General features: G+C 41.9%; 15 protein-coding genes. 2 read left to right on the plus strand and 13 right to left on the minus strand.

Annotation, left to right across the window (positions count from 1 at the left end; translation table 11 throughout):
• Positions 1–150: 150 nt before the first annotated feature.
• The 3 genes from JWG45_RS05935 to folE form a co-directional block, all read right to left on the minus strand.
• Positions 151–924 carry a cobalamin-binding protein gene (locus JWG45_RS05935; RefSeq protein WP_205278966.1) on the minus strand — a complete coding sequence of 258 codons (774 nt, stop codon included), beginning with the start codon at positions 922–924 and terminating at the stop codon, positions 151–153.
• Positions 925–935: 11 nt separating this feature from the next.
• Positions 936–2,900 (minus strand): acetate--CoA ligase, encoded by a 1,965-nt coding sequence (gene acs / locus JWG45_RS05940; protein WP_205278841.1) that lies wholly within the window; start codon positions 2,898–2,900, stop codon positions 936–938.
• A 116-nt stretch (positions 2,901–3,016) separates the two neighbouring features.
• The gene (folE, locus tag JWG45_RS05945; RefSeq protein ID WP_205278842.1) at positions 3,017–3,568 is read right to left on the minus strand and encodes a GTP cyclohydrolase I FolE; all 552 of its coding nucleotides are present in this window, start codon (positions 3,566–3,568) and stop codon (positions 3,017–3,019) included.
• A gap of 190 nt (positions 3,569–3,758) precedes the next feature.
• On the opposite strand from folE, the gene JWG45_RS05950 reads away from it, so the two are divergent.
• Positions 3,759–4,970: a glycosyltransferase family 4 protein gene (locus JWG45_RS05950; RefSeq protein ID WP_205278843.1), complete on the plus strand. Its 1,212-nt coding sequence runs from the start codon at positions 3,759–3,761 to the stop codon at positions 4,968–4,970.
• A gap of 107 nt (positions 4,971–5,077) precedes the next feature.
• Here the strand turns inward: JWG45_RS05950 and JWG45_RS05955 are convergent, their stop codons facing one another.
• From JWG45_RS05955 to JWG45_RS05970, 4 genes are all read right to left on the minus strand, one after another.
• On the minus strand, positions 5,078–5,275 hold the full coding sequence (locus tag JWG45_RS05955) for a DUF1289 domain-containing protein (protein ID WP_205278844.1): 198 nt from the start codon (positions 5,273–5,275) through the stop codon (positions 5,078–5,080).
• Complete coding sequence (locus JWG45_RS05960) at positions 5,276–7,039, minus strand: cation:proton antiporter (protein WP_205278845.1); 1,764 nt, start codon at positions 7,037–7,039, stop codon at positions 5,276–5,278.
• A gap of 319 nt (positions 7,040–7,358) precedes the next feature.
• The gene (hpt, locus tag JWG45_RS05965; RefSeq protein ID WP_205278846.1) at positions 7,359–7,904 is read right to left on the minus strand and encodes a hypoxanthine phosphoribosyltransferase; all 546 of its coding nucleotides are present in this window, start codon (positions 7,902–7,904) and stop codon (positions 7,359–7,361) included.
• Complete coding sequence (locus JWG45_RS05970) at positions 7,901–8,446, minus strand: SixA phosphatase family protein (RefSeq protein WP_205278967.1); 546 nt, start codon at positions 8,444–8,446, stop codon at positions 7,901–7,903. Before JWG45_RS05970 ends, hpt begins: the two co-directional genes overlap by 4 nt.
• Before the next feature lie 48 nt (positions 8,447–8,494).
• On the opposite strand from JWG45_RS05970, the gene JWG45_RS05975 reads away from it, so the two are divergent.
• Positions 8,495–9,172 (plus strand): hypothetical protein, encoded by a 678-nt coding sequence (locus JWG45_RS05975; RefSeq protein ID WP_205278847.1) that lies wholly within the window; start codon positions 8,495–8,497, stop codon positions 9,170–9,172.
• A gap of 42 nt (positions 9,173–9,214) precedes the next feature.
• On the opposite strand, the gene JWG45_RS05980 is transcribed toward JWG45_RS05975, so the two are convergent.
• The 6 genes from JWG45_RS05980 to JWG45_RS06005 all read right to left on the minus strand — a co-directional run bounded on the left by JWG45_RS05980 (position 9,215) and on the right by JWG45_RS06005 (position 15,362).
• Entirely contained in the window at positions 9,215–9,820 is a 606-nt protein-coding gene (locus JWG45_RS05980; protein ID WP_205278848.1) for a hypothetical protein, read from the minus strand.
• A gap of 1 nt (position 9,821) precedes the next feature.
• Positions 9,822–11,267 carry a M43 family metalopeptidase leptolysin gene (locus JWG45_RS05985; RefSeq protein WP_205278849.1) on the minus strand — a complete coding sequence of 482 codons (1,446 nt, stop codon included), beginning with the start codon at positions 11,265–11,267 and terminating at the stop codon, positions 9,822–9,824.
• A 117-nt stretch (positions 11,268–11,384) separates the two neighbouring features.
• A complete protein-coding gene (locus JWG45_RS05990; RefSeq protein ID WP_205278850.1) occupies positions 11,385–12,506 on the minus strand; it encodes a quinone-dependent dihydroorotate dehydrogenase in 1,122 nt (373 codons plus the stop codon).
• A 26-nt stretch (positions 12,507–12,532) separates the two neighbouring features.
• Positions 12,533–13,609 (minus strand): ABC transporter permease, encoded by a 1,077-nt coding sequence (locus tag JWG45_RS05995; protein WP_205278851.1) that lies wholly within the window; start codon positions 13,607–13,609, stop codon positions 12,533–12,535.
• The gene (locus tag JWG45_RS06000) at positions 13,606–14,559 is read right to left on the minus strand and encodes an ABC transporter ATP-binding protein (protein ID WP_232380541.1); all 954 of its coding nucleotides are present in this window, start codon (positions 14,557–14,559) and stop codon (positions 13,606–13,608) included. Before JWG45_RS06000 ends, JWG45_RS05995 begins: the two co-directional genes overlap by 4 nt.
• Before the next feature lie 71 nt (positions 14,560–14,630).
• Positions 14,631–15,362: an SDR family oxidoreductase gene (locus JWG45_RS06005; RefSeq protein ID WP_205278852.1), complete on the minus strand. Its 732-nt coding sequence runs from the start codon at positions 15,360–15,362 to the stop codon at positions 14,631–14,633.
• Positions 15,363–15,423 lie beyond the last annotated feature (61 nt).

Raw genomic sequence — 15,423 nt, forward strand, 5'->3', positions numbered from 1 at the left:
AAATCGAACGCGAAAAAAAGTCCTTTTCCTTTTAGATTTTGCTTCGGCTCGTGCCTTCTTCCGAAAATAAAAAATTGAGAAACTCAACCCAATCTTTGAACAAGATTATTTACAAACGTTTCGACTTTCTGAAAAGACAAAATTTTCCGCTTAAGAATGGATGAATTTTGCGAGTTGGTCAATCCCTTCTTCAAAGAGAGCAGGTCCGGGTTGAAGGATGATAGAAGGATCCAATTCAAAGATCTTCTGATTTCGAATCGCGTTTGTCTTTTGCCAATCGGGATGAGTTCGAACCCAATCGAAGTTTACGGGTTTTCCGCACCAAGAACCGAGATAAATATCCGGATTTTTTTCGGCGACATCTTGAGAAGAAATGATTCTTTCCTTCGCCATAGATTTATTTCTGAGATTATCGAAACAATCCTTTCCGCCCGCAATCTCAATCAATTCTCCCACCCAAGAAATTCCTGTAATGATCGGCTCATCCCATTCTTGAAAAAATACGCGCGGCGGTTTTTCCGTTCTCCTCTCCGCTTGAACTCTTTCTAATTTTGTTTTCCATCCGTCGATCAGAAGTTGTGTTTCTTTTCCCTTACCGACAATCGATCCAAACAAAAGCATCGTTTCTAAAATTTCAGAGATCGTTCTTTGGTTGGTTACGAGGACATTCAATCCTTCCGCAATCAAATCCTTTGCGAGACTCGCTTGGATATCGGAGAATCCGATTACAAGATCCGGTTTTAGATCTTTGATCTTCTTTATATTCCCGTTGATAAAGGCTGAGACTTTTGGCTTTTCAGACTTTGCTTTTAGAGGACGAACCGTATACGCTGAGATTCCGACGATACGATCCTGTTCTCCCAAAAGATAGAGTAACTCCGTTGTTTCCTCAGTGAGACAGATGATTCTTTTCGGACCGGCCAGATTATTTTTCCTTAACTATGGAATTCTTTCTTATCATCGATTAACTTTTGTACAACCGAAGGATCGGCAAGCGTCGAAGTATCGCCGAGCCCTTCGAATTCCGCAGAAGCGATCTTTCTCAAAATTCTTCTCATGATCTTTCCGGATCGAGTTTTCGGAAGCCCCGGCGCCCAATGAATTACATCCGGTCTGGCGATCTTTCCGATCACTTTTTCAACGGTTGCTATGAGTTCTTTTTTGAGTTCGTCATTCGTTGTAACACCTTCTTTCACGGTCACGTACGCATAGATTCCCTGGCCTTTGATATCGTGAGGAAATCCTACAACTGCGGCTTCGGCGACGGCCTTATTTTCGACAAGAGCGCTTTCTACTTCGGCGCTTCCGATTCTATGGCCGGACACGTTAATCACATCGTCAACGCGTCCCGTGATCCAATAATAACCGTCTTTGTCTCTCCGCGCACCGTCTCCGGTAAAATAATAACCTTTGAACTGAGAAAAATAAGTATCGAAGAATCTTTTGGAATCTCCGTAAACTCCTCGCATCATCGAAGGCCAAGGCCCTTTGATACAAAGGTTTCCGGAAACATCTCCTTTCCCGTTGAGTTCCTTTCCATCGTTGTCCACTAGAATCGGTTGAACTCCGAAGAACGGTAAAGTCGCTGATCCCGGTTTTTGAGGAATCGCCCCGGGTAACGCAGTGATCATAATCGATCCGGTTTCGGTCTGCCACCAAGTATCTACGATCGGACACTTGCTCTTTCCGATATTCTTAAAATACCATTCCCAAGCTTCCGGATTGATCGGTTCTCCCACGGAACCTAAAAGACGAAGAGAACTCAGATTTCTTTTTTTGATATGGTCCAGACCTTCTCTCATCAAAGCTCGGATCGCAGTCGGAGCCGTATAAAAAACGTTAACTCCGTATTTGTCGATCACATCCCAAAATCTTCCCGCGTCCGGATAAGAAGGAACTCCTTCGAACATCACGGAAGAAGCTCCGTTAGAAAGAGGACCGTAAACCAGATAAGAATGACCGGTCACCCATCCGATATCCGCCGTACACCAATACGTGTCTTCCGGTTTGATATCGAATACATAATGAAAGGATAGATTCGCGCCGAGAAGATAACCTCCGGTCGTGTGCAAGACCCCTTTTGGTTTTCCCGTGGATCCCGACGTATAAAGAATAAAAAGAGGATCTTCCGCGTCCATCGGTTCGGGTTTGCAATAATCGGGCAGGTTCGGATCGTTCATCAAAAAATGATACCAGTGATCTTGACCGTCTTTCCAAACGAGTCCCGATTCGTTTCCGGTTCTTCGAACTACGATGACGTCTTTTACTTTCTCTTTAGCCGTTTCGATCGCAACGTCCACGTTTTTCTTGAGTTCCACAGGTTTTCCGCCGCGATAACCACCGTCAGCGGTCACGATCAATTTCGGTTTGCAGTCGTCGATTCTACTCTGAAGCGCTTCCGGAGAAAAACCTCCGAATACAACGGAATGAATCGCACCGATTCGGGAACATGCAAGAATTGTAATGGCTAACTCCGGAATCATCGGAAGATAGACAAGAACTCTATCCCCTTTTTTTACTCCGTATTTTTTCAAAACGTTTGCAAAACGATTCACTTCTCTATACAGATCATAGTAAGTGAGAACTCGAGATTCGGAAGGACTGTCTCCTTCCCAGATTAAGGCGGCTTTGTTTTTAAGAGGAGTTTCGATAAAACGGTCCAAACAATTATAGGAAACGTTGAGCTTCCCGCCCTTGAACCATTCTACTCTTGCATTTTTAAAGTCGTGACTGAGAACCTTTGTCCACTTTTTAAACCAAGTAAGACGGTTTGCTTCTCTTCCCCAAAACTTGTTCGGGTTCTCTATAGATTCTTTATAAAGCGATTTATATTCTTTGAGACCGAGGTTAGCTTTTTTTTTGAAATCTGCCGACGGGGGAACGATCCGTTCTTTTGCCATGACTTCCTCCAGATTCGGTAAAGAATGTTTCTTTTTTTTTCTCTGTCTACCAAATTGCGGAAAACCGATTGAGAAACCCCCTCCCAAAAATTTCTGAAAGAGGAGGCCTTCGTTACTTAGGTGGAGCCGGTTCGAATCAAATCTAAGAATTCGGAGCGAGTCACCATATTATCTTTGAACGCTCCCAACATACAAGAAGTGAAGAGTTCGGAGTTTTGTTTTTCGACTCCTCGCATCATCATACAAAGGTGTTTTGCTTTGATAACAACCGCTACCCCTTGCGGTTCGAGAACATCTTGTAACGCGTATGCGATTTGTTCAGTAAGGCGTTCTTGTACTTGAAGTCTTCTCGCGAAGACGTCCACGATTCTTGGAATTTTACTGATCCCGATGATTTTTTTATTCGGAAGATAGGCGACGTGCGCTCTACCGTAAAAAGGTAAAAGGTGATGTTCGCAGAGAGAATACATTTCGATGTCTCTCACAAGAACCATTCCTTCTGTCGGTTCGTCGAAAATAGCTCCATTTACGATCGTCTTGATGTCGGCACGATAACCCGAGGTCAAAAAATCATAGGCTTTTGAAACTCTTTTCGGAGTGTCGCGAAGTCCTTCCCTATTCGGATCTTCGCCGATCGATTTTAGAATTTTTACAACTTCTTCTTCCAATTTAAACTCTCTTCAGTTATATTTCCCAAGATTGGATAAGGGGCCTCTTGTTAGATTCCATTCTGACGAATTCGGCGACTTTTTTTAGAATCTAAAGAGATACATTCCCATTCTCAAAAGAGGCTATAGAATCTTCCATCGGATTTTCATTTTCTTGCGGATTTCCCAGCGCAGGCGAATTTGTCCTTTCATGAACGCCGAGAATTTCCGAATAAAACGAAATTATCCCGTAAAGATTGGGTTAGACGCCCGTATGATCGCGCATTCGGGGATCGGGATGAGAATTCGAGGAATTCTAAAATACATCGGACCTTTGGCCGCGGATGAGAATTTTCAGATCTATCTTTTTGGAAATAAAGAAACCATCGAAAAAGAAGGAATTCTCTGCCGTGAATTTATCGGTTTTGAAGAAGAGTACGAACGCTCAAAACTTCCGGCTCTTCGTGGAAAAAAAAACCCTCCGTATTCTTATCCAGTGATCTCCTACGAAGTCGGCATTTATTCTCTTCGAGAATTTTTCGGACATCCGTTGATGAAAAAAATGGATTTTCTCGACATCCCACATTTTAACGCACCTCTTCGTTATCTTTCAAAATCGATCGTTACGATTCACGATATCATTCCTTTTCGTATGAAAGAATTCCATTCGAGCTTCGCAAAAAGAATTTATTTACAAGTTGTCTTTCGATGGATTCGAGCGTTTTCAAAAAAAGTCGTTTCCGTTTCCCGATATACCGCGCAAGATTTGGAAACCGTTTTTCATTTTTCAAAAGACGAAATCCAAGTAATCCCGAATGGAATCGACGAAACCGTTTTTTATCCGGCTTCTTCCCAAGAGAAAAAAAGGTTCTTAAAAAAATACGGACTCGAAGAAGGTTATCTACTGAGCGTCGGAATCGGAAAAGGTCATAAGAATTTAAACTTTGTTCTCAATGTTCTGAAGTCCTTCTGGGATTCAAAACTACTAAAGAGGAGCTGGGTTCTCGGAGGAGCCTCCGGAAAAGTTCCGGACTATCTAGAACAGGACGTTCAAGGTTATGAGAATCGAATCCTTCCGATGAAAAGGCTTTCTTTGGAAGAACTTCGTTGTCTTTATTCTTCCGCAGGAGTTTTAATCTTTCCTTCTAAATACGAAGGATTTGGATTTCCTCCAATCGAAGCCCAGGCCTGCGGTTGTCCCGTATTTTCTTCCGACGCTACGGTTATGCCGGAAATCTTAGAAGATAGCGTTCTTTATTTTTCCCCGGATCGACCGGAAGAACTCGAAATTCTTCTGAATCGCTTTTTGAAAAACCCAAAGGAAATAAAAACTCTAATCGGAAAAGGAAAAAAGAATTCGGAGAAATTTTCCTGGAAAATCGCCGCGAAAAAAACATTAGAAAATTATAAAATTGTTTACTAGAATGATCCTGTCGTTTTTACCTTGAAACCAAATTTGAAATTCGCGCCTACGAAATGATTACGGCTTCGTTTCCGGCAAAAAAATGAAAAGAAAGGGGATTCTAAAACTCAGAGGTCCTTTTTTGCGAATTTTTTTCTGGAAAGGATTTCATCTTTCCGGGCTTGGATTGTCAAAAAAAGTTTCTCCCTTTCCAAGTCGGAATAGCGGGACCAATTTCCGATTTCTTCGATTGTACGAAAACATCCCTCGCAATATCCGGTTTCGAAATCCATTGTACAGATTTTATTGCAAGGTGATCGAACCACTCATTTGCCTCGAACTTTAGACTTCACTGCGGCTTTCTTTTTCGCAGGTTTTTTCTGAGTTGGTGCCTTTAGTTTTTCATGACCATTCTTAGAATGATCGACAATCGTTTTCATTTCTTTAAAAAGAGACATCCCGCTGATTCTTCCCGGAACGATAACGTGCGCGGCGCCGCTTTCGACAAGAACGTCCGCTTCCTTCGTATCGTCCGTCGTAAGAATGATGGATGGTTGTGTATGATGACAGATCGTTTTGAGAGATTCCAATAACCTCCGATTGGTGGTCCCCTTTAGGATCATATCGGAAATCGTGCAGATCACATATCTCGCGTCTTCGATTCCTAAATGATGAAGTGTTTCCGGATTCGCAAGATCCCCATATGCCCAACGGATTCCTTTTGCTTCCAAGGCCTGTCTAAAAACGGGATTGAAATCCACAATCAGAATCCGATTCAACCACTCGGGTTTTTCTCTTTCAATTCCTTCGAGAAGCCCCTGAGCGATTCTAAAATAACCCAAGATGACGATGTCGCGTTTCGGCAGACCGGTCAGATCCGACTCGGATCGATTCTCTTTTTTTTCTTTCAGACCTATACCGGCTAACAGACTTAAGATGAATCTCGAAATGGGATCGTTAAAAAGAATGATATAAGTCGAAACGACGGAAGCGAGAATCATCGAAGTCAGAACGGTGGATTCCAATTCTTTGCTGATATGTCCGTAGCCCATTCCCAAAGAAAGAATCACGAGTGAGAATTCGCTGATCTGAGCCAAATTTAAACCGGTTACAACACCGGCTCTCAATCCCTTACCGGAAAAATAAACTGGAGTCGCAACTGTGATCACTCTACTCACGATCACAAAAGCCACTGCAATTAAAGAAACCGTGATGATCTGAATCGAAGGAATTGGAATTTTCATTCCAAGGGCAACGAAGAAAAGGGTAATAAAGAAATCTCTAATTCCTGAAAGTTTCGCGATCACATCCGCTCCATATGGAAAGGCTGCGATGCTAACTCCCGCAATCAAAGCTCCCATCTCTTTCGAAAGCCCGGCCTTCTCCGCTAATCCACAGAGTAAAAAACACCAAGCAATCGAAGTAATCAAAATGAGTTCCGGCTTCGAAGCCGCTGCTTCAAATAACTTGGAAAGAAAAAATCTACTGATCAAAAAAGCGACGCCGATCAGAACCAAACCGATTCCAAGAGAACTTGCGATTTTAAGAATTTGAGGATCTTGAAGATTCGGTTGAACCCCCATAAAAATAATGGCCCAGATGTCTTGTAGGACCAAAACTCCGATCGTAAGTCGGCCCGCGATCGTACTCACTTCAAATTTATCGTGCAGAAGTTTGACGACGATCATCGTAGAACTGATCGCCAACGCGATCGCAAAGTAAAGGAGGTCGAACTTTCCGGTGTATCCAGAAAGAATCCCTTTAAAAAAAATCAAACCGAAGAGAACGCAAAAAACAAATTGGCTGATCCCAAGAATAAACATGGACTTTCCCATCCGCGCCAATTCTTTTAGATCAATCTCAAGACCGATGATGAATAACAAAAGGATCAAACCGATCTCGGAAATTAATTCGATACTCTCTTCATTTACGACAAGACCAAAACCCAAATTAGGACCGAGCAAAAGTCCGCCTGCAACATAGCCGAGAATCAAAGGCTGTTTCGTAACTCTGGCAATATGGGAAAAAAACGTGGCAAAGATGATGCTCAACGCAATGTCATTTAAGAGAGAAAGGGAATGGTGCTCCATATTTACAGTTCGTCCTAAAATCTAATTTCTTTTTCTAAGGAAACCCGAAATGCAAACTCCGTTCAAAACAAGAATCAACGGTATTCCTTTTCTGGTTTCTTATAAGCGAACGACAGAATCTTATAAAAAGCTTCTGCTTGCTAAATTAAAGAAGAATCCTCACGTAAAAAACATTTTTTTTATCGATCTCATAAAAACTTAAAATTCAGGTGAGAAGCATTCTTCCTCATCCTTGTTTTAAGAATTTTGTGCTGTCAAAGAAGGATTTTCGCAAAAAAATAAATCAGTTCTTTGAAATTGAGAACATCTCTGGATCGTTTTAAACGGAAAAATCCCCAGGTTCCAAAACGTGAATATCCGGAAGATTTCTATACTTCCCGTCGAAATCAAGACCGTAACCCACAACAAATTCGTCCGGAATTCTCCAGCCGACATATTTTACCGGAAATTCAAGGATGTTTTTTCTTTCCTTTAAGAGAAGTGTAACGATCTCAAGACTCGCGGGATTGCGCGTAAAGATATGTCTTACAAGATATTGTAACGTGAAGCCGGTATCCAAAATATCTTCCACAAGAATGACATGACGATCGGAAAGATCGGTGTTGATGTCTTTTAATAAATCGATCTTTCCCGTGGAAACGGTTCCCGAATATGACTTTGCTTGAACAAAATCGATCTCCACGGAAAAGGGAATCGCCCTCGTTAGATCCGAAAAAAAGTAAACCCCACCTTTGAGAACGCAGATAAAAACCGGATTTAGTTTTTTGTAATCTTTTGCGATTTCGGAAGCTAAGGAGTTGACTTTTTTTAAAATTTCTTCTTGAGAAAAACGAGGATGAAGAATGTCTGAATTTTTTTTATTCATCCAGGAATCCAGAAGCGAATTATTTTTCCAGGAACTTTGCCGATCTCTCCCCAAGAATCGATATCCACTTGTATACTCAAAAATCCGGAAGTCGGAAACTTAAAAAGAATCGATTCCGAAAGAGCTAAGTCTTCATTCCCTCGGATCAAACGATTTGCAATTTCCTCCATTCCCGGATTATGACCCAACAATGCCACACTCTCAAATTTAGAATTCAATTCTCGGAGCTTAACTAAAATATCTTCGCTGTCGGATTCATACAATTTTTCCGTTACTTTGGTCTCGGGAGAGACATCCTTATTTTTAGTAAGAATTTTATAAGTATCCAATGTTCTTTTCGAATCAGATATTAAAAACAAATCCGTTTTGAAATCAATTCTCTCCAAATACTTTCGGAGGAATCGAGCGTTTTTCTTTCCTCTGTCCGATAAGGGTCTTTCTCGATCCGATTTGAATTCGGATTCCCAATCTGATTTTGCGTGCCTGACTAAATGAATTTGTTTCAACGAACTTTGTCTCTCGTTTTCCGCTTCTCCGGTCAACTTTAAATTCATTGACAAGAGTTAAAAGATCTCTTTAATTATGGTGCTATGAAAAAGGTCTTCGCGTTAGCAGGAACTGCTTTGCTCATTCTTATACCTACTCTGTTAGGTGCACAATTAGCAGGTCCTCCTGACGAAGAAAGAGCAAAAAAAGACGTTCAAATCCAGTGGTCCAAAAAACACGTTGGAGATAAAATTCAATCGATCGAAAGTAACGGCGAACCGGTTCTGATAGAAAAAGAAGAACCTAAATCCAATGCGGATATACTTTACAAATTTCCATTCTTAGTTACTGCAAAACGTAAGGATGGAAGTATTACTAGAACGGAAGTTGGTGCGAATTATATTTTCATTCGTACTAAGGGTTGGCTATTTTCGGAATTGGGATTCGGTAAGAATATTGTTTTATCCGATCCAGGCAAAGAATCGCCCGATAAAGAAACAGCTTTCAAGTTAATCGAAGAAGGTCTCTTGCAGGATCGTTGGAAAGGTAAGACTGTAGAAAATTTAAAAATCGGGGAGCCAATATCCGGTAGCGATCTCGAAGTTCACTGGTTTCGTTATTCGGGAGATTACGAAGTTTCGACCGATACGAGTCTTCGTTATTCGTGTACGAATTTTATAGTTCGTCTTTTCAAAGACGATTCCGCCAATGAATGGAAGCTGGATTGGAAAGAAAAAGGAATTTGCAGACCGGTAACCGCGACTTCTAACGATTCTCCCTGAACGAAATATTTATACTATTTCACTCAGAGAGATTTTTGATTTTTATCGATCGTTTTTGTTGTTTGAGCCCGGTTTACGAAGATTTTTATCTTTGAGGCTTTCAAGATTTGATTTTTTCAATCGATCCGAAAAACGAACCGAACTAATTTTTCCTGCTCTAAGATCTTTTAACGTGTTCTGAATCGAACTTCCAATTCCGATATGATTTTCATATTGTTTGAGAAAATTTTCAGTACTCGCTTTATCGAAAGAATAATACGACTTTCCGTAAGCAAATACAGCCGCATTTCGAACCGATGGATGAGAATTTTCGTTCGCGATCGTCGATTCTAAATAGGTCTTCGCAGAATTTCCGCCAAAGTCGGCGATCAAATCGTTGATTTGGGAAAGCGCATAAACTCTCATACCGGGCTCTTTGGAGATCGCAATTAAGTATTCCTGAGGATTCGGATTGATCGAGTAAATTTCTTTGATCAATGATTCTCGATCGAAATGTCCGGTCTGAAGAACTACAGATTTTATCTTTTCGTATTGGGCCCCATCGAGAGGTTCGGCTTGTGTTGAAGTTGAGACCCACATTAGAACGATCCAACTGATCGCAAGAACTTCCCCGATTCTAAACTTGATTGGATTCTTTTTAGTTTTCATATTAATAAACCAACGGATGTGATCGTAACACCCAGCCTTGTTCTCCCGTCAATTGTGTTTGATTGATTGTTGGATTTCCCGCGTAAAACATAAGATTAAGTCCCCCACTGTTAAAGAATCCCGTTCCTAAACATTCTCCTAAACCGACGAGATTATTACCGTTTTGATCCTGACATTCAGGTGTTTCCGGTAAAGGATCCAGTGAATAACGTCCTCTGATTACATCTTTTTCGACAGGATGATAAAGTCCTAAGAAATGAGCGCCCTCGTGTGCGATCGTTTTCGCCAAAAAAATCTGATCCGCTGCACAGGTGAGATCCGAACCAACCGCACCGCATCCAGTGGCAGTTCTATGATTCTCGATAAAAACGATCATTCCGGATTTAGGAGTTCCTGCGATCGGGATTCCAGGAATTCCGGAAGAGATTCCTAAAATTCCCGCCGGCGCGCTGCTCGAAACTGTGTAGCCTCTGGTTATATAAATATTTAAAGAATTCGGATCTTGAACTCCGGCCGGATTCGTTTTGTATAAGGTTCCCAAAGAGCCAGCGACATCTCCAAAATCGTCGGATAGATTTGCGACCGTTAGAAAATTTGCTTCGGCCCCCGCCGCGACAACCGCCGTTACGGTAACGTCTATCTTAACCGTATCTTGCGCGTAGATTTCTTTTAAAGTTTGTATCATCGTTGCCATCCCCACAGTGGTCGGAGTGGTTACTGCATTGGGAACAAAGATCAAATTGATATGTAACTTCTTTCGAGATTGCCAAACCTTCGCTAAGCCGGATGCCGCGCTTCCCATTATTCCGTTCGCTTCGGATCGAAATTTATATTCCTCGCAAGTATGAGGTGTGTTGTTTGTAACTCTTCTAGTAGGGATGGAAGGACTTGGCACGCTCGGTAAAATAAAATCCACTCCCAAAATATTACTTCCGAAATTATTATACCCCGAACTTGGCGCATAGTAACTCGGAGTGGCTCCGATCGGAAAGGCGGTCGTTACAGAACGCGATCCGGCAGCTTCACTTTTACCGTTATCCTGAATTAAATTGCCTGCGGCATTTTCCCAAAGAGGATACATAAATCGATTGGCGTTCGATGCAAACGTATGGTTCTGCTCGGCGTAAACGATTCCAATCGGATTGCTTTTACCCAAACCGGGAAAATTTACAGTCCCCGTAAGATAAGCGGTTCCACCGTCGGCATAAGCGTTACTTTCCGTTAATAAGACTTGGCTCAGTGAAGAAGTGGAAACGCTAAAATTCGGAGCAGCACCGGAAGTCCTTTCATTTTCTGCGGGCTCGCAACGATAGAGTGATTCGTTATACAAATATAAACCGAGCAAAAGATTTAGAGTTTCGGATGTTTTGTCTTTGTCTTTTTGAATCGGACAACCCCAAAAGAACCAACATAAAATCAAAACTGAGACGAGAGATTTTCTAAACATATTCACTAATTTCCTAATGCTTCTTTTAGAGAGCGAATCTATTACGATTGACGAGCTGAAATTCTTTTTTTAAATTCCAAGCTCAAGGAAAGATTTCTTCACTTTGGGGAACGAACGTTAACTTTTTAAGAGCAAACCGATTTCCTTTTCCTTTCCCACTATCTGAGAAATGGAATCGAGTTGATTTTTTTTCAAAAATCGATCTAAGAATTCAAGAATACGCAACGGCAAAAACGGACCCTGATAAATATAACCGGTATAAACTTGAACTAAGTCAGCTCCGGCTAGAATTTTTTCCAATGCCGCTTCACCGGAATCGATCCCGCCCACCCCGATGATCGGAATTCTTCCCTTCAAAAGATTATACGCAACCCGAATAAATTTGGTCGCTTTTTTTCGCAACGGTCTGCCAGAAAGACCGCCTTCTTTTTCAACATTCGGATATTTTGAAAGAAACGATTTATCGACCGTCGTGTTCGTAAGAATCACTCCGTTTAGTCTTAAACTCAAAGAGGTTTCCAACAAAGCTTCCAGATCCTTTTCTTCCATATCGGGAGCGAACTTTACAAAGATGGGAATTCTAAAATCCTTTCCAAGTCCGGAACGAATCCCCTCTATCAAGGAAACAAAATTCTCCTGCTTTTGAAAATTCCTGAGTCCGGGTGTATTGGGGGAACTTATATTGATTACCGCATAATCCGCATAAGGCGCCAAACGTTTCAGCGTATAAACGTAGTCTTCGACCGCCTTGTCTTCCGGAACGATCTTCGTTTTTCCGGCGTTGATTCCGCGAATTTTTCCTTTATTTTGTTCGGTAAGAATTTCGAACGCGAGGTCTGCACCCGGATTATTAAAACCCATCCGATTGATAAGAGCCTGATCTTCCGGATAACGAAAAACTCTGGGTTTCGAATTTCCAGGTTGAGCTTGTCCGGTAATCGTTCCGACCTCGACGTGACCAAAACCCATCCTGCTCAAAAAAGGATATAACTCTCCGGTTTTATCGAAACCCGCCCCCATTCCCAAGGGATTTTCAAATTCAAGGCCTGCTACCGTGGTTTTCAATCGGTCGCTTCGATACGAAGTCATGGACTCCAGAACGGAAAGAAATCCAGGAATTTTTCGACTCACACCAAGAAGTGTCTTTGCAAGCTCATGCGCTGTCTCCGGATCTAAAGAAAGAAAAAGCGGTTTTAGAAAAGCGGTATATGCACCGTGTCTCAGTGAAGAAGAAATCATCTCTGAAACTATTTTCTCAGCTTAGATCAAGACCAGCGAAAAATTCTACTTCCCGCAAAAAGAAATACGATTCCATAAACGAGCAATTCGGCGACGACCGGAAGCGATGCAGATAAACCCGCTCCCTCGATAAAGACCGCACGCAAAGAATCCGCCATCAAAGTAAGCGGAAGATTTCGAATGAAAGGTAGAACCGTCTCCGGAAAATTTTGATAGGAGAAAAAAATTCCGGAGAGAACCATCATCGGGAAAGTAACCGCGTTCACCAATCCGTTTCCAACTTGAGAACTCGCGGCCCTGGACCCGATAAACATTCCGATACAAGCAAAAGCGAAGTTACCTGCTAGATAGATAAGTAGCGCGGCTCCGATCGAACCCTCAAAAGAATTTTCAAACGTCAAAAAAGTGAAACTTAGGAGAATCAGAGATTCTACGGCAGTAACGACCAATCTTGTGAAAAAGAAAGAAAGTAGAAAATAGATCTTATTCATAGGAGTTGCGGACATTCTTCGCAAAAGTTTTTTCATCCTCATTTCGATAAGATTCCATCCAACCCCCCAAAGACAGGAATTCATCACTCCCATAGCGAGCATTCCTGGTACGAGATAATCGATGTATCTTGTACCTTTCGAGTCCAAAGTTTCCACTTCAAAATCGAACTCGGATCCGTTCGAACGAATTTTCGCGAGAATCAAAAGATAGTCCCTTTGTCCGTTCGGATTTTCAGGATCAAACGAAAAGTGAATCTTACCGTTTTCCGTTTTTTCCAGAATGAGATTTATCTTTCCTCTTTTCAGATCTCGAATCGCTTCCGCTTTGGAAAGAATCAAAAATTTAAGCGAAGGCAAGGATCGGGAACTTTCGCCTTTTGACGTGGACTCTTCCTTTGAAAAATCCGCGACTTCGAGAGTTTTTCTGAGCTCTTCGAGTTTATAAGAATTTTCTAATACTGCAATTTTAACCTCTTCAGACCCTCGATTCTTAAATGCGATTCCGAGAACTCCCGCCATCGCGATCGGAAATACAAAAGCCCAAAAAAGAATACCGGGTTCCCTATAAAATTCCTTGAGCTGAATGCTCACCAATTGAAGGATTTGTTTCATTCTTCCAGTCCTCTTCCGGTCATACTTAGAAAAAGATCGTCCAACGTCTTTTTATGGCATTCCAAATTCTTCAGTTTTTTTCCGGAAACGGAAATGGCTTGAATCAATCGGGGCAAATAATCGGTGATCGCGGAGACATAGATTCTCGCTTCCATCTTGGCCGAATCCCAAACATATTTATACATCCCGTCGGAAGGAATCAAACTCTCCGGATCGGATCCGTCTTCGATTGAAAAACGAATGATCTCCCCTCCACCGGTTCTTCCTAAAAGATCGGGTAAAGTTCCCTGGTCCAAAATTTTTCCCTTATCCATGATGATGATTCTTTCACAAAGAGTTTCCGCCTCTTCCATATAGTGAGTTGTAAGAATCATCGTCGTTTTACTTTGTCGGAGACGATCTAAAATTTTCCACACGTCTCTTCTTGCACCCGGATCCAATCCAGTTGTCGGCTCGTCCAAAAAAAGTATTTCGGGAAAATTTAATATCGAAACTCCAAGCGCCAATCTTTGTCTTTGACCTCCCGAAAGGTGACTAACGTAAGACTTTCGCTTGTCCTCCAAATTGATCAGCTCAAGGATTTCCTCGAGTCTTTCCTTTTTACTTTTATAAAACGTTCCGAAAAGATTGAGAGTTTCCTGAACGGTGATTCTATCCATAAACCTGGTCTCTTGTAAGGCCAATCCGATTTTGGATCGAAGAAAGGTCTCACTTTCTTCCCAAGTTGTTCCTAAGATGGATATGGACCCTTCGTCCGGCTTTTGAATTCCTTCCAACATTTCGATCAACGTAGTTTTACCCGCACCGTTCGGGCCCAAGAGCGCAACAAACTCACCCCTTTGGATAGCCAAACTCAGATCATTGACCGCGATCGTATTTTTGAAACGTTTGATCACGTTACGAACGTCGATGACGAGGTTCGCCGACTCGATAGAATTTTTTGGATTCAAGAAATCATCCTCTTTCCTATGGATTTTAAAATTAAAAGTTCCATTCTTCGATTTCCGAACCACTCAAAAGTTCAGGAGTTCTTCACAACTCTATAAATCAAGGAAGGGAAAAGGCGGAGTAAAAATCGAAGGTAACGAACCACGCCGATACCGATATAAACTTTATCCTTTTCCAAAGCCGACAAAAATTGATCCGCCAATTCCACTGTCGTCAATTTATTCTTTCCTCGGCCCGCCGTCATCGGAGTATCTACTTGCGGGGGCAACATTTCTACTACTTGAATATTCGAACCTTCCAGTTGATAGCGAAGAGCCTCGGTAAACAGATGAAGTCCGGCCTTCGTTCCACAATAAAGAGGTGCGGATTTTTTCGGAACCAAAGCCAAACCCGAAGTCACGTTTACGATCGCGGAATTAGCGTGAACTTTTAGGATCGGAATTAGGATCGAGATCAATCGTATCGGAATCGTTAGATTCGTTTGAATTTCTTTTTCTATGTTTAGGCTTTGATCCGAATCCTTTAGAAAATTCGGATTGAATTGAATTCCCGCGTTATTGATCAGGATGTTAAGCGAAGGATATTTCTTTTTGATAAGCGAAATCAACTTATCAAAATCTCCCGGTTTGGTAAGATCGCATTGAATCGTTTGAACGCATGGAATGGAAGCTAGGTTGGAAAGAGATTCTTTATTTCTTCCCAAAGCAAGAACCGTATTGTTCAGAGAGGCGAATCTTTTCGCGAGTTCAAGACCGATTCCGGATGTCGCTCCGGTGATTAAGATCGTATTTCCGGAAAGTTTCATGATCCGCATATCTTTCCTTTGCAAACGGATCGATCAAGCAATTCCCGATCGGATTTAAGAA

The sequence above is a fragment of the Leptospira ainlahdjerensis genome (genome assembly GCF_016919175.1).
GTDB classification, from domain to species: domain Bacteria; phylum Spirochaetota; class Leptospiria; order Leptospirales; family Leptospiraceae; genus Leptospira; species Leptospira ainlahdjerensis.

What these genes read in the sequence shown, in the direction of transcription:
- acs (WP_205278841.1), bottom strand. Translation starts at nt 2,900, where the DNA reads ATGGCAAAAGAACGGATCGTTCCCCCGTCGGCAGATTTCAAAAAAAAA.
- JWG45_RS05950 (WP_205278843.1), top strand. Translation starts at nt 3,759, where the DNA reads ATGAACGCCGAGAATTTCCGAATAAAACGAAATTATCCCGTAAAGATT.
- JWG45_RS05960 (WP_205278845.1), bottom strand. Translation starts at nt 7,039, where the DNA reads ATGGAGCACCATTCCCTTTCTCTCTTAAATGACATTGCGTTGAGCATC.
- hpt (WP_205278846.1), bottom strand. Translation starts at nt 7,904, where the DNA reads ATGAATAAAAAAAATTCAGACATTCTTCATCCTCGTTTTTCTCAAGAA.
- JWG45_RS05975 (WP_205278847.1), top strand. Translation starts at nt 8,495, where the DNA reads ATGAAAAAGGTCTTCGCGTTAGCAGGAACTGCTTTGCTCATTCTTATA.
- JWG45_RS05980 (WP_205278848.1), bottom strand. Translation starts at nt 9,820, where the DNA reads ATGAAAACTAAAAAGAATCCAATCAAGTTTAGAATCGGGGAAGTTCTT.
- JWG45_RS05985 (WP_205278849.1), bottom strand. Translation starts at nt 11,267, where the DNA reads ATGTTTAGAAAATCTCTCGTCTCAGTTTTGATTTTATGTTGGTTCTTT.
- JWG45_RS05990 (WP_205278850.1), bottom strand. Translation starts at nt 12,506, where the DNA reads ATGATTTCTTCTTCACTGAGACACGGTGCATATACCGCTTTTCTAAAA.
- JWG45_RS05995 (WP_205278851.1), bottom strand. Translation starts at nt 13,609, where the DNA reads ATGAAACAAATCCTTCAATTGGTGAGCATTCAGCTCAAGGAATTTTAT.
- JWG45_RS06005 (WP_205278852.1), bottom strand. Translation starts at nt 15,362, where the DNA reads ATGAAACTTTCCGGAAATACGATCTTAATCACCGGAGCGACATCCGGA.